Source organism: Streptomyces sp. NPDC047085 (genome assembly GCF_040643735.1).
Taxonomy (GTDB): Bacteria; Actinomycetota; Actinomycetes; order Streptomycetales; family Streptomycetaceae; genus Streptomyces.
The window spans coordinates 406,645-426,749 of record NZ_JBEYUW010000001.1; the positions used below are offsets into that span (position 1 = coordinate 406,645).

15 protein-coding genes are annotated in these 20,105 nt (G+C 72.7%); 12 read left to right on the forward strand and 3 right to left on the reverse strand.

Annotation, left to right across the window (positions count from 1 at the left end; genetic code table 11):
- The first annotated feature begins 66 nt into the window (after positions 1 to 66).
- The 4 genes from ABZ865_RS01580 (at position 67) to holA (ending at position 5,803) form a co-directional block, all read left to right on the forward strand.
- Complete coding sequence (locus ABZ865_RS01580; protein WP_361222310.1) at positions 67 to 1,311, forward strand: ComEA family DNA-binding protein; 1,245 nt, start codon at positions 67 to 69, stop codon at positions 1,309 to 1,311.
- Positions 1,312 to 1,382: 71 nt separating this feature from the next.
- Positions 1,383 to 4,136, forward strand: a complete 2,754-nt coding sequence (locus ABZ865_RS01585) for a ComEC/Rec2 family competence protein (RefSeq protein ID WP_361224300.1) — start codon at positions 1,383 to 1,385, stop codon at positions 4,134 to 4,136.
- Between the two features lie 196 nt (positions 4,137 to 4,332).
- Complete coding sequence (locus tag ABZ865_RS01590; RefSeq protein ID WP_361222312.1) at positions 4,333 to 4,578, forward strand: hypothetical protein; 246 nt, start codon at positions 4,333 to 4,335, stop codon at positions 4,576 to 4,578.
- A 235-nt stretch (positions 4,579 to 4,813) separates the two neighbouring features.
- On the forward strand, positions 4,814 to 5,803 hold the full coding sequence (gene holA / locus ABZ865_RS01595; RefSeq protein WP_361222314.1) for a DNA polymerase III subunit delta: 990 nt from the start codon (positions 4,814 to 4,816) through the stop codon (positions 5,801 to 5,803).
- Positions 5,804 to 6,190: 387 nt separating this feature from the next.
- Here holA and rpsT read toward each other — a convergent pair whose 3' ends face one another.
- On the reverse strand, positions 6,191 to 6,457 hold the full coding sequence (gene rpsT, locus ABZ865_RS01600) for a 30S ribosomal protein S20 (RefSeq protein WP_015660447.1): 267 nt from the start codon (positions 6,455 to 6,457) through the stop codon (positions 6,191 to 6,193).
- A 226-nt stretch (positions 6,458 to 6,683) separates the two neighbouring features.
- On the opposite strand from rpsT, the gene lepA reads away from it, so the two are divergent.
- The 4 genes from lepA to hemW all read left to right on the forward strand — a co-directional run bounded on the left by lepA (position 6,684) and on the right by hemW (position 14,098).
- Positions 6,684 to 8,558 carry a translation elongation factor 4 gene (gene lepA / locus ABZ865_RS01605; protein ID WP_361222316.1) on the forward strand — a complete coding sequence of 625 codons (1,875 nt, stop codon included), beginning with the start codon at positions 6,684 to 6,686 and terminating at the stop codon, positions 8,556 to 8,558.
- Between the two features lie 257 nt (positions 8,559 to 8,815).
- Positions 8,816 to 10,690, forward strand: a complete 1,875-nt coding sequence (locus ABZ865_RS01610; RefSeq protein WP_361222318.1) for an AMP-dependent synthetase/ligase — start codon at positions 8,816 to 8,818, stop codon at positions 10,688 to 10,690.
- A gap of 280 nt (positions 10,691 to 10,970) precedes the next feature.
- Positions 10,971 to 12,806, forward strand: coding sequence for a SpoIIE family protein phosphatase (locus ABZ865_RS01615; protein ID WP_361224303.1), 1,836 nt, complete (start codon positions 10,971 to 10,973; stop codon positions 12,804 to 12,806).
- A 59-nt stretch (positions 12,807 to 12,865) separates the two neighbouring features.
- On the forward strand, positions 12,866 to 14,098 hold the full coding sequence (hemW, locus tag ABZ865_RS01620) for a radical SAM family heme chaperone HemW (protein ID WP_361222320.1): 1,233 nt from the start codon (positions 12,866 to 12,868) through the stop codon (positions 14,096 to 14,098).
- A 67-nt stretch (positions 14,099 to 14,165) separates the two neighbouring features.
- Here the strand turns inward: hemW and ABZ865_RS01625 are convergent, their stop codons facing one another.
- Both ABZ865_RS01625 and ABZ865_RS01630 read right to left on the reverse strand, forming a co-directional pair.
- Positions 14,166 to 14,981 (reverse strand): DUF3097 domain-containing protein, encoded by an 816-nt coding sequence (locus tag ABZ865_RS01625; RefSeq protein WP_361222322.1) that lies wholly within the window; start codon positions 14,979 to 14,981, stop codon positions 14,166 to 14,168.
- A gap of 34 nt (positions 14,982 to 15,015) precedes the next feature.
- Positions 15,016 to 15,747 carry an MBL fold metallo-hydrolase gene (locus tag ABZ865_RS01630; RefSeq protein ID WP_361222324.1) on the reverse strand — a complete coding sequence of 244 codons (732 nt, stop codon included), beginning with the start codon at positions 15,745 to 15,747 and terminating at the stop codon, positions 15,016 to 15,018.
- Positions 15,748 to 15,909: 162 nt separating this feature from the next.
- On the opposite strand from ABZ865_RS01630, the gene hrcA reads away from it, so the two are divergent.
- The 4 genes from hrcA (at position 15,910) to ABZ865_RS01650 (ending at position 20,103) form a co-directional block, all read left to right on the forward strand.
- Positions 15,910 to 16,926 carry a heat-inducible transcriptional repressor HrcA gene (gene hrcA, locus ABZ865_RS01635; protein WP_361222325.1) on the forward strand — a complete coding sequence of 339 codons (1,017 nt, stop codon included), beginning with the start codon at positions 15,910 to 15,912 and terminating at the stop codon, positions 16,924 to 16,926.
- Complete coding sequence (dnaJ, locus tag ABZ865_RS01640; RefSeq protein ID WP_361222327.1) at positions 16,927 to 18,063, forward strand: molecular chaperone DnaJ; 1,137 nt, start codon at positions 16,927 to 16,929, stop codon at positions 18,061 to 18,063.
- A gap of 214 nt (positions 18,064 to 18,277) precedes the next feature.
- A complete protein-coding gene (locus ABZ865_RS01645) occupies positions 18,278 to 19,366 on the forward strand; it encodes a nitronate monooxygenase (protein ID WP_361222329.1) in 1,089 nt (362 codons plus the stop codon).
- Positions 19,363 to 20,103 (forward strand): 16S rRNA (uracil(1498)-N(3))-methyltransferase, encoded by a 741-nt coding sequence (locus tag ABZ865_RS01650; protein WP_361222331.1) that lies wholly within the window; start codon positions 19,363 to 19,365, stop codon positions 20,101 to 20,103. Before ABZ865_RS01645 ends, ABZ865_RS01650 begins: the two co-directional genes overlap by 4 nt.
- The last annotated feature ends 2 nt before the right edge of the window (positions 20,104 to 20,105 follow it).

The window sequence follows — 20,105 nt, forward strand, 5'->3', positions numbered from 1 at the left end:
TGGGCGGTAATCCCCGGGAATTGACCAAGATCATCGTGAAGCGGCGAGATGCCCGATCCTCGTCGCATGGCACTTCGATCACGTTCACGCACAGCCGCTCCGACCAGCGGTCCCGGTCGCGGCCCCGCCTCCGACGGCCGCGTCCGCCACCGCCGGCCCACCGAGCACCGCCGAGCCCGGCACCGCCCACCCGCTCCCGCGGAGGAGCTGCGCCGCCGTGCGGAACTCATCTTCGGCGAACGAGCCGGAGTCTGGCGGGAGTCGGGCAAGGGCCCGCCGGAAGGTGAGGCGCGGGCGCCGGCGAGCACGGCGGCCGTGACGGGGGTGGCGGTCGGGTTGCGGACGGCCGGGGCCGGGCCGGACGGTGTGGCGCCTGGGGGCGGGCAGGACGGGGCTGCGGCTGAGTCTGGGACTGCGACTGCGGGTGGGGCGAGTGGAGCGCGGGCCGCGGTCGACGAGGCGCGAGAGCGTGTCGTGGAAGCGGCGGGGTCGCCCGAGCCCGCGGACGCTCCGGGCGACACCACCACAGCCGCGCGGCAACTCGCCGATCCGGCAGGCGATGTGGGGGAGGAAGCGGAGTTTCCCGGGCCGGGCTGGCGGGAGCGGGCGGGGCTCGCGCTGCGGGAGCGGGTGCCGGTGTGGGTGCAGGCACGGTGCGGAGTGGAGCGGCGAGGTGTGATCGCGCTGGCCGTGGTGCTCGTGGCCGCCGGTGCGTTCGCGGCCCAGCACTTCTGGGCGGGCCGCACGCAGACCGTGAGCGCCCCTCAGGTGGTGCGCGCGGAGGCGTCGTCCGCCACGAAGGACGAGGGGGCGAAGCCCAGTGGATCCGTGAGTGCTGCGAACTCGCCGGGCGGGGAGATCGTCGTGGACGTCAGCGGCAAGGTCCGCAATCCGGGGATCCGTCGCCTGCCGGCCGGCGCACGTGTGGTGGACGCGCTGAAGGCGGCGGGCGGGGTGCGGCCGGGTGCCAGCACCGAGGGGCTCAACCGGGCCCGCTTCCTGGTGGACGGCGAACAGATCGTCGTCGGCGTGCCCGCACCCCCAGCGGCGGCCGCACCTCCCGGGCCGGGCAGCGCGGCCGGTCCGGCCCCGCCGGGCGGGCCTGCGGGCGGCCCCGCGGCCCCGGTCTCGCTCAACACGGCGACCGCGGACCAACTCGACACTCTGCCCGGGGTCGGCCCGGTGCTTGCCCAGCACATCATCGACTACCGCACCCGGCACGGCGGCTTCCGCTCGGTGGACGAGTTACGCCAGGTCAACGGCATCGGCGACCGCCGCTTCTCCGATCTGCGCCCCTTGGTGCGGCCATGAACGGGTCGCTGGACGACGCGGCGCCGGAGCGCGGGGAGCGGTCCCCGGGGCGGGGAGCCGAGCGGCCACACATGTCGGCCGCCGCTGGTGTGCAGGAGAGGAGCGCTCGGCCACGGCAGGAAGCCCCGTCGGACCTGCGGCTCGTGCCGCCCGCGCTCGCGGCCTGGGCGACAGCGGCCGTGGTCGTGGTTGCTCCGCCGGGTTGGGGCATCGGTGTCGCGGTCGTCTGTCTGATCGTCGGGTTCGTCATGCTGTCGACTCGGTGGCCGATGCCGTTGCGGTCGAGGCGGTCGAGGCGGAAGGCGCCGTCGGGACGGCCAAGTCCGTCGAGGCGGGCGGGCGCTCGAAACCCGCGTCGGCCCGCGCGACCTGTGAACTGGCCTGGCCCTGCGGGTGGACCTGTGGGTGGCCCTGTGGCTCGGCTCGCAACTGCTCGGCCCGGGTGGGCCCGTGTGCCGATCGCCGCCGTGTTGCTCTGTGTGGCCGCGGCAGCCCTCTCGGCCGGGCTGCACGGGGCGGATGTGCGGCGCGGGCCGGTACCTGAGCTGGCTCGGCGGTTCGCGATCGTGACCGCTGAGGTGGAGCTGAATGGCGACCCTTGGCTGAGCAGACCGCGGGTGCGGGGCGATCACGCGGCGCCGGTGGCGGTGCTGGCGCGGGCCGAGGTGCTGCGTGTCGAGGACGGTGACGGGGCAAGGGCCGGGGCCGGGGCAGGCGCAGGCGTGCGGACGCGTAGTCCGGTGCTGCTGGTCGTCGACGCGGAGGTTCCGGCACCGGAAGGGGCTGCCACGTTGGGGGCGAGGACCGGAGGCTCAGCGGGACGGATCGGGCCGCCGGGGCCGCCTGGCAGCGGGGCCCGGGAAACGAAGGGGGGACGCTCGGCCTGGCTCGGGCTGCTGCCCTCCACACGGCTGCGCGTGAGCGGGCGGCTCGCACCGGCCATGACGGGCGGTGACCGGACCGCGGCCGTGCTGCGGGTGCGGGGGCGGCCGGGTCCCGAGGTCGTGGCGGGGCCGAGCGGATCGCAACGGCTGGCGGGCCGGCTCAGGGCCGAGCTGCGCGAGGCGACCGAGGGGCTTCCTGCGGATGCGCGGGCGCTGCTCCCCGGGCTGGTCGTCGGGGACACCTCGCGGATCACCCCTGAACTGGACGATGCCTTCAAGGAGACGGACCTGGCCCATACCCTCGCCGTCTCCGGCAGCAACCTCACGATCCTGCTCGCCCTGCTCATCGGTCCTCCCGGCCTGGCCCAGCAGATCGAGCGCCGTGGACTCGCCCCGCGTCTCGGGCTCTCGCTGCGGGCCACCGCCCTGCTCGCGGGGGTGCTGACGCTGGGCTTCGTGATCGTGTGCCGGCCCGACCCCAGCGTGCTGCGGGCCGCGGCCTGCGGCTCGGTCGCCCTGCTGGCCCTGGCCACCGGGCGCCGCAGATCCCTGATCCCCGCGCTGGCCGCGGCCGTCCTGCTGTTGGTGCTGTACGACCCGTGGCTGGCCCGCAGTTACGGCTTCCTCCTCTCGGTGCTGGCCACCGGCGCGCTGCTCGTGCTGGCGCCCCGCTGGAGCGAGGCGCTGCGGCGGCGCCGAGTGCCCGCGCGGCTCGCGGAGGCGCTGGCGGCGGCCGCTGCCGCGCAGGCCGTGTGCGCGCCGGTCGTGGTGGTGCTGTCGGCCCGGGTGAGCCTGGTGGCGGTGCCCTGCAACCTGCTGGCCGAGATGGCGGTCGCGCCGGCCACCGTGCTGGGGTTCGCGGCGCTCGCGGCGGCGCCGGTGGCCATGCCCCTGGCCAAGGCGCTGGCCTGGTGCGCGGGTTGGCCGGCCGGATGGATCGCCGGGGTGGCCAGGACCGGGGCGGCGCTGCCCGGTGGGGGAGTGGACTGGCCGGGCAGCTGGGCGGGGGCGCTGCTGCTCGCTGCCGTGACCGTGGTCGTCGTCCTCGCGGGGCGGCGGTTGCTGCGGCACCCCTGGTGGTGCGGTGCGCTCGGCGTGCTTCTGCTGCTGGCGGTGGTGCGGCCGGCTCCGCTGACCCGGGTGGTCACGGGCTGGCCGCCGCCGGGTTGGCGGTTCGCGATGTGCGATGTCGGGCAGGGCGACGCCACGGTGCTGGCGGCCGGGGAGGGGACGGGGGTGGTCGTGGACGCCGGGCCCGATCCGGAACTGGTCGACCACTGCCTGCGGGAGCTGGGCATCACCCGCATCCCGCTCGTCGTCCTGACCCACTTCCACGCGGACCATGTCGCGGGCCTGGCCGGCGTGCTGCGGGGCCGCTCGGTCGCCGGGATCGAGACCACCGGCTTCGAAGAACCCGCGGACCAGGTCGCGTTCGTGCGAAGGGAGGCGGCCGAGCGGCACATCCCGCTCACCCGGGCCGTGGCGGGAGAGGAACGGCGCACCGGAGCGCTCACCTGGCGGGTGCTGTGGCCCTTGCCGGACCCGGCACCGGAGCCGGACGGCCCGAATGACGCCAGCGTCGCACTGCTCGCTCGCACCGGCGGACTGCGGCTGTTGTTGCTCGGGGACCTCGAACCTCCCGCCCAGCAGGAGCTGTTGCGGTCACCGGTGGCGGCCGAGCTGGCCGGGGTGGACGTGCTCAAGGTCGCCCATCACGGGTCCGCGTATCAGGACCCGGAGCTGATACGGCTGGCGGCCCCGCGGATCGCCCTCATTTCTTGTGGCACCGACAACCCCTATGGCCACCCGGCACCGGCGACCGTGGCGGCCCTGCGGGCAGGCGGGGCGGTGGTGCTGCGCACGGACCGGGACGGCGCGCTCGCGGTCGGCGGGAGCGGAGGGGCGGATGGAGGGCTGCGCGTGGTCAGACAGGGCAGTTGAACCCGGCGGCCGAACCGAGAGGGGGGCCGGCTCGCCACCGAACTCCACCGCGACGACTGCAGGGTCGGCCGGCAGACCATGTCGGCGCGGAGCATCGCGGCGGTCGGCCCGGCATCCGCGTCGGTCTCGACGTACAGATCGTGCCCGGGCACTGACCTGGTGCTTCCGCGATGTCGGGGTGCCGGAGAATGGCCCGGTGAGCGATGTGAGACACGTGCTGGTGCTGCCCGACCGCGACGCCGCCGAGGAGGCGGCCGAGGCGCTCGGGGAGCGGTTCGGCATCGACGAGGAACCCCGGCTCGTCCGGGACGCCCTGGCCGGCGAGGACGACGCCGAGGACGCCCAGTGGCTGGTCGTCCTGCACGACGAGGACGAACGACTCGACCCCGCCGAGCTGGACGCCTTCGCCGGCGAGTGGGACGGCTGGCGCGAGGAGCCGTGACCGTCCGAGGCCGCCCTCGGGCGCGGGGAGCCGCCCCCGGTCGTGACGAGCCGAGACCGTGCAGCCACCCCGTCGTGAGGAGCCATGACCGTGCAGAGCCGCCCCCAGGAGCGAGCAGCCGGCCCCCGGCGCGCAGGGGAGTCGTGCGCCCCTGAGGCGGGTTCAGGGGTCGGTCGGGGACCGGTCAGGGGTCGGGGCCGGTTCGTTGTCAGTGCCGCGTGGGATGCTGTGAGTGATGGCCAGGAAGACTGCGAATGACGACCCTCTCGCCCCGGTGACTCTCGCCGTGGGCCAGGAGGACCTCCTGCTCGACCGTGCCGTGCAGGAGGTGGTGGCCGCCGCCAGGGCCGCCGACGCCGACACGGACGTACGAGACCTCACCCCGGACCAGTTGCAGCCCGGCACGCTCGCCGAGCTGACGAGTCCGTCGCTCTTCGCCGAGCGCAAGGTCGTGGTCGTACGCAACGCGCAGGACCTGTCGGCCGACACGATCAAGGACGTGAAGGCGTACCTGGGGGCGCCCGCGGAGGAGATCACGCTCGTGCTGCTGCACGCGGGCGGCGCGAAGGGCAAGGGGCTGCTGGACGCCGCGCGCAAGGCGGGCGCGCGGGAGGTGGCCTGTCCGAAGATGACCAAGCCGGCGGACCGGCTGGCGTTCGTGAGAGGGGAGTTCCGGGGGTTCGGACGGTCGGCCACGCCCGAGGCGTGCCAGGCGCTCTGCGACGCGATCGGCAGTGATCTGCGGGAGCTGGCCTCGGCGGTCTCGCAGCTGGTCGCCGACGTGGAGGGGACGATCGACGAGGCGGTCGTCGGGCGGTACTACACCGGCCGGGCCGAGGCCTCCAGCTTCACGGTCGCCGACCGGGCCGTGGAGGGGCGTACGGCGGAGGCGCTGGAGGCGCTCAGATGGTCGCTGGCGACGGGAGTGGCGCCGGTGATGATCACCAGTGCGCTCGCCCAGGGCGTGCGGGCGATCGGGAAGCTCTCGTCGGCCCGGGGCGGGCGGCCTGCCGACCTGGCGCGTGAGCTGGGGATGCCGCCGTGGAAGATCGACCGGGTGCGGCAGCAGATGCGGGGGTGGACGCCGGATGGGGTGGCGGTGGCGCTCAGGGCTGTCGCCGAGGCCGACGCCGGGGTGAAGGGGGGCGGGGACGATCCCGAGTACGCGCTGGAGAAGGCGGTCGTGGTGATCGCACGGGCCGCTCGGTCGCGCGGGCGCGGTTGAGCGCGCCGGGGCTCTGCTCCGGTGACCCAAGCCCCGCATGCGGCACCGAGCGCCCGTGTGGCCCAGTCCCCGCATGCGGCACCGAGCCCTCGCGTGGCGCAAGCAAGCTCCGCGTGCGGCGCTCAGCCCCGCGTGGCCCAATCCCTGCGTAGGCACCGAGCCTCGCGTGGCACCGAGCGCCCCGTGCGGCACCTCAACCCCCGTATGCCAAAAACCCCGCCACCTGCCCTGGGGAAGGGAAGGTGCCGGGGTTTCCGGTTCAAGCTGGTGGTGAGCCCGTACCCGCGTGGCGAACGCAGGCCGCGTACAGGCTCGGGGGTGCCGGGCGGGAGCGGATGAGAGAGGGCCCGCTCTGGGTCCTTCCGGCGGTCAGATCAGAAGGGAGTTTCAGCCCTTGAGGGACGCGACCTTGGAAGCAAGCGCCGACTTCTTGTTGGCGGCCTGGTTCTTGTGGATGACGCCCTTCGAGACGGCCTTGTCGAGCTGACGCGCGGCAGCGCGCTGGTACTCGGTGGCCTTCTCGACGTCACCCGCGGCAGCGGCCTCACGGGCCTTGCGGATCGCGGTCTTCAGGGAGGACTTGACGGCCTTGTTGCGCAGCCGAGCCTTCTCGTTGGTCTTGATCCGCTTGATCTGGGACTTGATGTTCGCCACGAAGGAGCCTTTTCAGGTTCTGGTGCGGGGCCGCTCGGGTCCCGTACCGGTGATCCAAAAATTTTCTGTCGCGCCTCGCGCTGAGAGGGCATGAGGCACAGCCATCTACAGTACCAGCGGCCCCGCGGACGGCCCAAAACGGTCGCCGCTCGCTCCGCGTGGGACCATGGAGACTACGTAACGATCCGACCCGAGGCATAAGGCGCCTCAAGAGACAGGACCCTGCGTGCCCGCGACCCCTAACCATGTGCCCGAGCCGAGCCGTACCGACCCGGCTCTGATCCGCAATTTCTGCATCATCGCGCACATCGACCACGGCAAGTCCACGCTCGCCGACCGGATGCTCCAGCTGACCGGTGTGGTCGAGCAGCGGCAGATGCGTGCTCAGTACCTCGACCGGATGGACATCGAGCGCGAGCGCGGCATCACGATCAAATCCCAGGCGGTGCGTCTGCCCTGGGCCCCGACCGAGGGGCCCGACCAGGGCACGACGCACATCCTCAACATGATCGACACCCCGGGGCACGTCGACTTCACCTACGAGGTCTCGCGGTCGCTGGCCGCCTGTGAGGGGACCATCCTCCTCGTCGACGCCGCCCAGGGCATCGAGGCGCAGACCCTCGCCAACCTGTACCTGGCGATGGAGAACGACCTCACGATCATCCCGGTGCTGAACAAGATCGACCTGCCGGCCGCCCAGCCGGAGAAGTTCGCCGAGGAGCTGGCGAACCTGGTCGGCTGTGACCCGGAGGACGTGCTCAAGGTCTCCGCCAAGACCGGCCTCGGCGTCGACGCGCTGCTGAACAAGGTCGTCAAGGAGATCCCGGCGCCGGTCGGGGTCGCCGACGCACCCGCCCGCGCGATGATCTTCGACTCGGTCTACGACTCCTACCGCGGTGTCGTCACCTACGTCCGTGTCATCGACGGCCAGCTCAACAAGCGCGAGCGCATCAGGATGATGTCGACCGGCGCGACCCACGAGCTGCTGGAGATCGGCGTCAACTCGCCCGAGATGCTGCCGGCGGACGGCCTCGGGGTCGGCGAGGTGGGCTACCTCATCACCGGTGTGAAGGACGTCCGGCAGTCCAAGGTCGGTGACACCGTCACCAGCCAGGCCAAGGGCGCCACCGAGGCGCTCGGCGGCTACAAGGACCCGAAGCCGATGGTCTTCTCCGGTCTGTATCCGCTCGACGGCTCGGACTACCCCGAGCTGCGCGAGGCCCTCGACAAGCTGCAGCTCAACGACGCCGCGCTGGTCTACGAGCCGGAGACCTCCGCCGCCCTCGGCTTCGGCTTCCGCGTCGGCTTCCTCGGTCTGCTGCACCTGGACGTGATCCGGGAGCGGCTGGAGCGCGAGTTCGGCCTCGACCTGATCGCCACCGCGCCCAACGTGGTCTACCGCGTGGTCATGGAGGACGGCAGCGAGCACGTCGTCACCAACCCGAGCGAGTTCCCCGAGGGGAAGATCGACGAGGTCTTCGAGCCGGTCGTGCGGGCCACGATCCTGGCGCCCACGGAGTTCATCGGCGCGATCATGGAGCTGTGCCAGACCCGGCGCGGCACCCTGCTCGGCATGGACTACCTCTCGGAGGACCGGGTCGAGATCCGCTACACGCTCCCGCTCGCGGAGATCGTCTTCGACTTCTTCGACCAGCTGAAGTCCAAGACCCGCGGCTACGCGTCCCTGGACTACGAGCCCACGGGCGAGCAGACCAGCTCCCTGGTCAAGGTCGACATCCTGCTGCACGGCGACAAGGTGGACGCCTTCTCGGCGATCACCCACAAGGACCAGGCGTACGCGTACGGCGTACGGCTCGTCGCCAAGCTCAAGGAGCTGATCCCGCGGCAGAGCTTCGAGGTGCCGGTCCAGGCTGCCATCGGCTCCCGGGTCATCGCCCGCGAGACCATCCGAGCCATCCGCAAGGACGTCCTCGCCAAGTGCTACGGCGGTGACATCTCCCGTAAGCGGAAGCTGTTGGAGAAGCAGAAGGAAGGCAAGAAGCGGATGAAGATGGTGGGTTCCGTGGAGGTTCCGCAGGAGGCCTTCATCGCCGTCCTCTCCAGTGATGACAGCGCGGGGTCGGCCAAGAGCAAGAAGTAGCCGTCGGTTACCGCGGGTTACGTCCGTAAAGCGGGCACACAGGGGCTCGTCGTACGAAAGTGCGGCGGGCCCCTACGCGTGCGTAACGTCGCTCTCGGTGGAAAGTGACAGGCCGATGCCCCTTACGCAGCGGCCGGTCGCGCCTTACGCTGATCCCTGCTCGATAGTTACTCGCGAGTTAAACAAGCTCGAACCCCACCGTGAGTTAACCCAGCCGCACCGAGTCAGCCGCACTGCCGCGGGCCCCGGAGGATGTCGTGAGCGACACACAGACCCTGATCGAGAACCGTCCGCCGTCCGTGGCGGCCCTCTTCCTGGAGCGCGTGACGGCGACACCGGACGCGGAGGCCTACCGCTATCCGGTCCCGTCCGCCTCCGGCCAGGGGCCCGACGACTGGAAGTCGCTGAGCTGGGCCGAGGCGGCCCAGCGGGTGTACGCGATCGCGGCCGGCCTCATCGAGCTGGGCATCCAGCCGGAGCAGCGGGTGGCGCTCGCCTCCTCCACCCGTGTCGAGTGGATCCTCGCCGACCTCGGCATCATGTGCGCGGGTGGCGCCACCACGACCGTCTACCCGCAGACCAACGCGGACGAGTCGGCGTTCATCCTGTCCGACTCCGAGAGCCGGGTACTGATCGCCGAGGACGCGGCCCAGGTCGCCAAGGCCGTCGAGAAGCGCGACGAGCTGCCCGCGCTGACCAAGGTCGTCGTCATCGACCCGGCCGGCGTCGAGACCGGCGACTGGGTGATCACCCTCGCGGAGCTTGAGGAGCGCGGCGCCGCCTACCTGGAGAAGCACCCCGAGCTGATCAAGGAGCGGGTCGCCGCGCTCACCAGCGACCAGCTCGCCACCCTCATCTACACCTCCGGCACCACCGGCCGCCCCAAGGGCGTGCGCCTGCCGCACGACAACTGGGCGTACATGGCGAAGGCCATCGCCGCGACCGGCCTGGTCAGCGGCGACGACGTGCAGTACCTGTGGCTGCCGCTCGCCCACGTCTTCGGCAAGGTCCTCACCTCCGGCCAGATCGAGGTCGGCCACGTCACCGCCGTCGACGGCCGCGTCGACAAGATCATCGAGAACCTTCCGGTGGTGCAGCCGACGTACATGGCGGCCGTGCCGCGCATCTTCGAGAAGGTCTACAACGGCGTCGCCGCCAAGGCCCGCGAGGGCGGCGGGGCCAAGTACAAGATCTTCCAGTGGGCCGCCGAGGTCGCCCGCGAGTACGCCAAGGTCTCGCAGGACAACTTCCGGCGCACCGGCACCCACGCCGTGCCGTTCGGCCTGGCCGCCAAGCACAAGGTCGCCGACGCCCTCGTCTACTCCAAGCTCCGCGAGGCCTTCGGCGGCCGGCTGCGCGCCTGCGTCTCGGGCGCCTCCGCCCTCGCCCCCGAGATCGGCTACTTCTTCGCCGGCGCCGGCATCCACATCCTGGAGGGCTACGGCCTCACCGAGACCTCCGCGGCCTCCTTCGTGAACCCCGGCGAGGCCTACCGCACCGGCACGGTCGGCAAGCCGCTGCCCGGCTGCGAGGTGCGCATCGCCGAGGACGGCGAGATCCTGCTGCGCGGCCCCGGCATCATGGAGGGCTACCACCAGCAGCCCGAGAAGACCGCCGAGGTGCTGGAGTCCGACGGCTGGTTCCACACCGGCGACATCGGCGAGCTGTCCCCCGACGGCTACCTGCGCATCACCGACCGCAAGAAGGACCTCATCAAGACCTCCGGCGGCAAGTACATCGCGCCGGCCGAGGTCGAGGGCCAGTTCAAGGCGGTGTGCCCGTACGTCTCCAACATCCTGGTGCACGGCGCCGACCGGAACTACTGCACCGCCCTCATCGCCCTGGACGAGATCGCCATCCTCCAGTGGGCCAAGGACAACGGCCTGGAGGGCAAGTCGTACGCGGAGATCGTCACGGCGCCGCAGACGGTCGAGATGGTCGAGGGCTACGTCAAGCAGCTCAACGAGGGCCTGCAGCGCTGGCAGACCGTCAAGAAGTTCCGGCTGCTGCCGCGGGACCTCGACGTGGAACACGGCGAGATCACGCCGAGCCTGAAGCTGAAGCGGCCCGTGGTGGAGCGGGAGTACAAGCACCTGATCGACGAGATGTACGCGGGCACCCGCGAGGCGTGACCCAACCGCCCGGCCCCGGAAGCACCTTGCCCTTCCGGGGCCGAGCCGTGTCCCGAACAGAGCGCCTGAGCTGGGGGCGCGGGGCACGGACCACGGGGCACGGGAGTGCCGGAGCGGGGGGCGATGGCCGGACTATGCCTCAGGCACGTGGGTGACCTGATTCCGCACCTTTTCCGACCCCGTTCGAGCACACCTGTAGCACAGTTCGCGCCCATCGCCGGCCGCTTCCGTAACTCATCGCTTATGGGCGCCCCCGTTCTGTCACCCTGACCGCATGGACATGGCGGCCATACCGACGCAGCGGGAGAGTGAGACCTACGGCCGTGGGGCGCAGGGGCACGCAGTGCTGCCCGGAAGCCCCCTCGCGCCGGGGTGCGCGCGTTCCCTGGTGCGGGCTGCCCTCGGCGAGCGGGGCGTGAGGGCGCCCGGGGACGCCGACGGGCGGTTGGTGGACGATGCGATGGCCGTGGTCAGCGAGCTGGTGACCAACGCGGTCGTGCACGCCGGTACGGACGTGGAGGTCGACTGGCGGCTGGAGGAGTGCGGGGCGTTCGTGGTCGAGGTCACCGACCGGCATCCCTCCCGCGCGCCCCGCAACCCCGTCGGCGGCGAGGCGTCGTACGACTCCCTCGAGTACGGGCGCGGCCTCCGCCTGGTCGCCACCCTCGCCGAGTCGTGGGGCATCACCTACCGCGTCGGCGCCAAGACGGTGTGGGCCCGGCTGCCCGCCGGTGGCAGGCCGGAGCCGGTCGGGCCCGCGCCGGCGGACGCCCTGGACGCCGCCGAGGCCCTCGCGCCGCAGCCGGGGCGGCGCGGCGGCGACCGGGACTGGCTCGGCCGGGGCGCGCTGTCCTTCCTCGCCGAGGCCTCCGACCTGCTCGCCGGACAGCTCGACGAGAACCTGGTCGTCGCCCTCACCGGCCAGCTGATCGTGCCCCGGCTCGCCGACTGGTGCGCGGTGTGGCTGGAGGACGAGGCGACCGTGCGCGGCGGCGACGGCGGCGGGCCCGCCCGGGTCTGGCACGCGTGCGAGAACCGCATCGAGGAGCTGCACCGGACCCTGGAGAAGGATCCGCCCCGTTCGCTCGAAGGGGTGCGGTCCGGACCGGATCCGTATCCGTGGCCCGGCGACGTGCTCGGCCCGGAGGGCGCCGAGGGCACCGCGCTCGCCTACCGGCTGATCGCCGGCGGCCGCCCGCTGGGCACGCTGGTGATCGGCCGGTGCGGGGCGGCCGGGTTTCCCGACGAGGTCACCGGTCTGGTCGAGGACCTCGGCCGCCGCGTGGCGCTCGCCATCGGCGCGGCCCGCCAGTACGCCCGCCAGGCCACCATCAGCGCCGTCCTGCAGCGCGGGCTGCTGCCCGGCGCGGTCGCCGAGATCCCCGGCGTGAGCAGCGCGCTCGTCTACGAGCCCTGCGACAAGGGCGGCCCCAGCGGCGACTTCTACGACCTGTTCCCGGCCGGCGACGGCCGCTGGTGCTTCGCCGTCGGCGACGTGCAGGGCAAGGGCCCCGAGGCCGCGGTCGTGATCGGGCTCGCCCGGCCCTGGCTCAGGCTGCTGGCCCGCGAGGGCTACCGGGTCGCCGACGTCCTCGACCGCCTCAACCAGCTCCTGCTGGACGACGCCACCGAGGCCGCCGACGCCGCCGCCCGCGCCCTGGTCGCCGCCGGCGGCCGGCCGATGGCCCACGCGGACGGCTCCCAGACCCGCTTCCTCTCCCTCCTCTACGGCGAGCTGGCCCCGTACGACGGCGGGATCCGCTGCACCCTCGCCTCCGCCGGACACCCGCTGCCCCTGCTGCTGCGCCCCGACGGCGAGGTGCGCACCGCCGCCCGCCCGCAGACCCTGCTGGGTGTCGTCGAGGACGAGACCTACACCAGCGAGACCATCGAACTGCGGCCCGGCGACAGCCTGCTGTGCGTCACGGACGGGGTGACCGAGCGCCGCTCCGGCTCCCGCCAGTTCGACGACGGCGACGGGCTGGCGCGTGCCCTGTCCGGCTGCGCGGGCCTGAACGCCGAGCAGATCGCGGAGCGGATCCGGCACCTCGTGCACGACTTCGGCGGGGGCCTGCCCGAGGACGACCTCGCGCTGCTGGTTCTCCAGGCCGAGTGAGCGTGGTCGTACGTCGGCACCCTCGGGGGCAACCGCCGGCGTACGGGACAATGGAGTACATGCCTTCCGCACTCCCCGACGGCGAGCCCGTCCCCGACGACGGCGCGCTGCCCGCCTCCGCGCTCGCCGGGGCAGCCGGCCGCCCCCTCGGGTTCTACCTGCACGTCCCGTACTGCGCGACCCGCTGCGGCTACTGCGACTTCAACACGTACACCGCGACCGAGCTGCGCGGCACGGGCGGGGTGCTCGCCTCCCGGGACAACTACGCGGACACCCTGACGGACGAGATCCGCCTCGCCCGGAAGGTGCTGGGGGACGATCCGCGCGAGGTCCGTACGGTCTTCGTGGGCGGTGGCACGCCGACGCTGCTGGCCGCCCACGATCTCGTACGGATGCTGGGGGCGATCCGCGACGAGTTCGGGTTGGCGGCCGACGCGGAGATCACCACGGAGGCCAATCCGGAGTCGGTGGATCCCGCCTACCTGGCCACGCTGCGCGAGGGCGGCTTCAACCGGATCTCCTTCGGCATGCAGAGCGCGAAGCAGCACGTGCTGCGGGTGCTCGACCGGACGCACACCCCCGGCCGCCCCGAGCGTTGCGTGGCCGAGGCGAGGGCCGCCGGCTTCGAGCACGTGAACCTGGACCTGATCTACGGCACCCCGGGGGAGAGCGACGACGACTGGCGGGCCTCGCTGGAGGCGGCGCTGGGAGCCGGGCCGGACCACATCAGCGCGTACGCGCTGATCGTCGAGGAGGGCACCCAGCTCGCGCGTCGCATCCGCCGGGGCGAGGTCCCGATGACGGACGACGACGTTCACGCGGACCGCTACCTGATCGCCGAAGAGACCCTGTCGGCCGCGGGCTTCGACTGGTACGAGGTCTCCAACTGGGCCACCTCGGAGGCGGGCCGCTGCCTGCACAACGAGCTGTACTGGCGCGGCGCCGACTGGTGGGGCGCGGGGCCGGGGGCGCACAGCCACGTGGGCGGGGTGCGCTGGTGGAACGTCAAGCATCCGGGTGCGTACGCGGCCGCGCTGGCCTCCGGGCGCTCACCGGGCGCGGGCCGGGAGCTGCTGTCGGACGAGGACCGCAGGGTCGAGCGCATCCTGCTGGAGCTGCGCCTGTGCGAGGGCGTCCCGCTGTCCCTGCTGAAGGAGCAGGGGCTCGCGGCTTCCCGGCGGGCGCTGGCGGACGGGCTGCTGGACCCCGGTGCGTACGACGAGGGGCGCGCGGTGCTGACCCTGCGCGGGCGGCTGCTGGCGGACGCGGTGGTGCGGGACCTGGTGGACTGAGGACCGGTGCACCCTATGGACCCTGTGAGCCCTATGGACCCTGTGCACCCTGTGCCGGTGCCCGTGGCTACGCGGGAGCCGTGACGAAGTCGATCAGCTCCTCGACCCGGCCCAGCAACTCCGGCTCCAGGTCCCTGTACGACCCCACGCGCGCCAGGATCGCCTGCCACACCGCACCCGTGTTCTCCGACGGCCAGCCCAGTGCCCGGCACACGCCTGTCTTCCAGTCCTGGCCGTGCGGAACGCGGGGCCACCCCGGGATGCCCAGGGACGACGGCTTCACCGCTTCCCAGATGTCGATGTACGGGTGGCCCACCACCAGCGCGTGTTCGCTCGTCACCGACTCGGCGATGCGCCACTCCTTCGTGCCCGGCACGAGGTGGTCCACCAGGACCCCCAGGCGGGCGTCCGGGCCCGGGGCGAAGGAGTCCACGACAGACGGCAGGTCGTCCACGCCCTCCAGGTACTCCACGACCACGCCCTCGATGCGCAGGTCGTCGCCCCACACCTTCTCGACCAGCTCGGCGTCGTGCCGGCCCTCGACGTAGATGCGGCCGGCGCGGGCCACGCGCGCGCGTGCGCCGGGGACGGCCACCGAACCGGACGCCGTACGGGTGGGCCGTACCGGAGCCGCCGGACCCGAGGAGGGCCTGACCAGGGTGACCACCCTGCCCTCCAGCAGGAAGCCGCGCGGTTCCAGCGGGAACACGCGGTGCTTGCCGAAGCGGTCCTCCAGCGTCACCGTGCCCGCCTCGCAGCGGATCACCGCCCCGCAGAACCCGGTGCCGGGCTCCTCCACCACCAGTCCGGGCTCCGCCGGGACCTCCGGCACGGGCTGGGGCTTCTTCCAGGGAGGGGTCAGGTCGGGGGAGTACTGGCGCATTCGGATGACGATAGGAGAAGCCGCCGGCCGGCACTCACGACACGCCGAAACGCGCCGCCAGCTGGTCGCGCTGCCGTCGTACGAAGGCCGCGTCGACCACCGCTCCGTGACCGGGCACGTACAGTGCGTCCTCGCCGCCGAGCGCGAGGAGGCGGTCCAGGGCGTCCGGCCAGCGGGCCGGTACGGCGTCCGGGCCCGCCTGGGGTTCGCCGGACTCCTCGACCAGGTCGCCGCAGAAGACGATCTCCGGGGTGTCCGGGGTGCCGGGGACGAGGACCGCGAGGTCGTGGGCGGTGTGGCCGGGGCCGACGTTGGCCAGCAGGGCCTGGCGGCCGTCGCCGAGGTCGAGGGTCCACTCGCCGCAGACCAGGTGGCGGGGCGGGGTCAGCGCGTCCACCGCCTCGTCCGCGTCCGCCGCCGGCAGGCCGTGCCTGATCGCGTCCAGCCGCAGGTCCTCCCGCTCGTACGCGAACACCGCGTCCAGGCCCACCGCCGCGTACACCTCCGCGCCGGCGAAGGCGGCGGCGCCGAAGACATGGTCGAAGTGGGGATGGGTCAGCGCGAGATGGGTCACACGCCGGCCGGCCAGCCGCTCCACCGCCGCCCGCAGCCGCGCGCCCTCCGCGAGGCTCGACCCGGCGTCCACCAACAGCGCCGTGCCCGCGCCCAGGACCAGCCCCACGGTGCAGTCCCAGCCGGGCAGCCGGCACCGCCCGGCCCCCGCGGCCAGCCGCTCCCATCCCAGGTCTTCCCAAGTCACCGTCATACCGCGACGCTAGCTCCACGAGCCGTTGCAGCGGGACCGACCTTGCCCAGGGCGTACCCCACGGCCGTACACTGGGCCGGGGAAGTCTGGCACTCGCACACGCAGAGTGCCAGGCCCATGACCCGAAGGGCCAAGGGGACGACGCGATGGAGGTGCGCGCGGATGCTGAGTGAACGCAGGCTGCAGGTTCTGCGCGCCATCGTCCAGGACTACGTGGGCACCGAGGAGCCGGTGGGCTCCAAGGCGCTCACCGAGCGGCACAACCTCGGCGTCTCCCCGGCGACCGTGCGCAACGACATGGCCGCCCTGGAGGACGAGGGGTTCATCGCCCAGCCGCACACCAGCGCGGGGCGCATCCCCACCGACAAGGGCTACCGGCTGTTCGTCGACAAGCTCGCCGGGGTGAAGCCGATGACGGCGCCCGAGCGCCGGGCCATCCAGAACTTCCTGGAGGGCGCCGTCGACCTCGACGACGTCGTGGCGCGCACGGTGCGGCTGCTCGCGCAGCTGACCCGGCAGGTCGCCGTCGTGCAGTACCCGTCGCTGACCCGCTCGACCGTGCGGCACGTGGAGCTGCTCTCGCTCGCCCCCGCGCGCGTGATGCTCGTGCTGATCACGGACACCGGCCGGGTCGAGCAGCGGATGATCGACTGCCCGGCGCCCTTCGGCGAGACCTCACTGGCGGATCTGCGGGCCCGGCTGAACAGCCGGGTCGCGGGGCGCCGGTTCTCCGACGTGCCGCACCTGGTCGAGGACCTGACCGAGGCCTTCGAGGCCGAGGATCGCGGTACGGTCTCAGCGGTGCTCTCCACCCTGTTGGAGACACTGGTCGAGGAGAACGAGGAGCGGCTGATGATCGGCGGCACCGCCAATCTCACCCGCTTCGGACATGACTTCCCCCTCACGATCCGGCCCGTCCTGGAGGCACTGGAGGAGCAGGTCGTGCTCCTCAAACTCCTCGGCGAGGCGAAGGATCCGGGCATGACCGTGCGCATCGGGCACGAGAACGCCCACGAAGGACTCAACTCCACCTCCGTCGTGTCGGTCGGCTACGGTTCGGGCGGCGAGGCGGTTGCCAAGCTCGGCGTGGTCGGACCGACCCGCATGGACTACCCGGGAACGATGGGAGCGGTACGCGCAGTGGCACGGTACGTCGGACAGATCCTGGCGGAGTCGTAAGTGGCCACGGACTACTACGCCGTTCTCGGCGTGCGCCGCGACGCGTCGCAGGATGAGATCAAGAAGGCGTTCCGGCGGCTCGCGCGCGAGCTGCACCCGGACGTCAACCCGGATCCGAAGACCCAGGAGCGGTTCAAGGAGATCAACGCCGCTTACGAGGTGCTGTCGGACCCGCAGAAGAAGCAGGTCTACGACCTCGGCGGCGACCCGCTCTCGCAGGCCGGCGCCGGCGCGGCGGGCGGCTTCGGGGCCGGTGGCTTCGGCAACTTCTCCGACATCATGGACGCGTTCTTCGGTACGGCGTCGCAGCGCGGGCCGCGCTCGCGCACCCGGCGCGGCCAGGACGCGATGATCCGGATCGAGATCGAGCTGGACGAGGCGGCCTTCGGGACGACCAAGGACATCCAGGTCGACACCGCGGTCGTCTGCAACACCTGTAACGGTGAAGGCGCCGCTCCCGGCACGTCCGCCCAGACGTGTGACATGTGCCGCGGCCGTGGCGAGGTCTCCCAGGTCACCCGGTCCTTCCTGGGCCAGGTCATGACGTCCCGCCCCTGCCCCCAGTGCCAGGGCTTCGGCACGGTCGTGCCGAACCCGTGCCCGGAGTGCGCGGGCGACGGGCGCGTACGGTCGCGTCGCACCCTCACCGTCAAGATCCCGGCCGGTGTCGACAACGGCACCCGGATCCAGCTCGCCGGCGAGGGCGAGGTCGGCCCCGGTGGCGGTCCGGCCGGTGACCTGTACGTCGAGATCCACGAGCTGCCGCACCCGGTCTTCCAGCGGCGCGGCGACGACCTGCACTGCACGGTCACGATCCCGATGACGGCGGCGGCCCTCGGCACGAAGGTGCCGCTGGAGACGCTGGACGGCATGGAGGAGGTCGACATCCGGCCCGGCACCCAGTCCGGCCAGTCGATCCCGCTGCACAACCGGGGCGTCACGCATCTGCGTGGCGGCGGCCGGGGTGACCTCATCGTGCACGTCGAGGTGCAGACGCCGACCAAGCTCGACCCCGAGCAGGAGCGGCTGCTGCGGGAGCTGGCCAAGCTGCGCGGCGAGGAGCGGCCCCAGGGTCAGTTCCAGCCGGGTCAGCAGGGGCTGTTCTCACGGCTGAAGGACGCGTTCAACGGTCGCTGAGCCGGAGCCGGGGAGAAGGGGCTCTGCCCCTTCGACCCCGCCAGGGGGCTCCGCCCCCTGGACCCCCGGCCGGCCCACCCACCACCCGACTCGGTGGGCTGGAAAGCGGCTGAAAAAGCGGCCCCGTAGCGCTCCCGGCACCCCCTGTGCCAATGGCCTATGCCATGGGAAGGCCGGATTCGGACTTGTTCGGGGGACGTGACAACATGCGGTCATGTCCTCCGCACTGACCGATCTCTTCCCCCACCCGATCGTGCAGGCCCCGATGGCGGGCGGTGTCTCCGTGCCGCAGCTCGCCGCTGCCGTGTCCGAGGCCGGTGGGCTGGGGTTTCTCGCCGCCGGGTACAAGACGGCCGACGGCATGTATCAGGAGATCAAGCAGCTGCGAGGGCTCACCGGCCGCCCCTTCGGCGTGAACGTCCTCGTGCCGCAGCCGGAGTATGCCGAGTCCGGCGCGGTCGAGCTGTACGCCCAGCAGCTGGCCGGTGAGGCCGCCTGGTACGAGACGGAGCTGGGCGATCCGGACAGCGGCCGGGACGACGGGTACGACGCCAAGCTCGCGGTCCTGCTGGACAACCCGGTGCCGGTGGTCTCCTTCCACTTCGGCGTGCCGAGCCGGGAGGTGCTGGAGGCGCTGCGCCGGGCCGGCACCCTCACCCTGGTCTCGGCCACCACCGCCGAGGAGGCCCTCGCGGTGGAGCGGGCCGGCGCGGACGCGGTGATCGCGCAGGGCGTGGAGGCCGGCGGCCACCAGGGCACCCACCGGGACACCCCGGAGAACGACGGCGCCGGCATCGGACTGCTGTCGCTGATCGCGCAGATCCGGGAGACGGTGGCCATCCCCGTCGTCGCCGCGGGCGGCATCATGCGCGGCGGCCAGATCGCCGCCGTCCTCGCCGCCGGTGCCTGCGCCGCCCAGCTGGGCACGGCCTTCCTGCCCGCCCCGGAGTCCGGCGCCCACCCCCAGCACAAGCAGGCGCTGACCAACCCCCTGTTCGCGCGCACCGAGTTGACCCGCGCCTTCACCGGACGCCCGGCCCGCGCCCTGGTCAACCGCTTCCTGCGCGAGCACGGCCCGTACGCCCCCGCCGCCTACCCCGAGATCCACCATCTGACCTCCCCGCTGCGCAAGGCCGCCGCCAAGGCCGGTGACGCGCAGGGCATGGCGATGTTCGCGGGGCAGGGCCACCGGATGGCCCGCGAACTGCCCGCCGGGGAACTGGTGGAGGTGCTGGCGGCCGAACTCGCCGCGGCCAGGACAGCGTTGTCGGATGTCAGATGGCCCGGAGGTGACGCGCGATGACCGCGCCCGTTTTCGTCGTGGACCAACTCGACCGCATCGGGCCGGAGTTCGTGCTCGACGGCCCCGAGGGCCGGCACGCCGTCTCCGTGAAGCGGCTGCGGCCGGGCGAGGACGTCGTCCTCACCGACGGGCGGGGACGCTGGGCCGAGGGCGTCGTCAAGGCCGCCGAGGGCAAGGACCGCCTGGTGGTGACGGACCTGGAGTCCGTCCACGAGGAGCCGTGGCCCACGCCCCGCATCACCGTCGTGCAGGCCCTCCCCAAGGGCGACCGGGGCGAACTCGCCGTGGAGACCATGACCGAGGTCGGCGTCGACGCGATCGTGCCGTGGCAGGCGTCCCGCTGCATCACCCAGTGGAAGGGCGACCGCGGTCTCAAGGCGCTCGGCAAGTGGCGCTCCACCGCCCGCGAGGCCGGCAAGCAGTCCCGCCGAGTCCGCTTCCCCGAGGTCGCGGACGCGGCGACGACCAAGCAGGTTGGCGCGCTTCTGGCCAAGGCCGACTTCGCCGCCGTGCTCCACGAGAGCGGCGAGGAGCGGCTGGCCACCGCCGAACTCCCCGCGGACGGCGAGATCGTGCTGGTCGTCGGCCCCGAAGGGGGCGTCTCCCCGGAGGAGTTGGCGCTGTTCGCGGAGGCGGGGGCGCGGCCGTACGTGCTCGGTCCTACCGTGTTGCGCACATCCACCGCCGGCACCGCCGCCGCGGCCCTTCTCCTGGGCCGCACCGGCCGCTGGTCCTGACA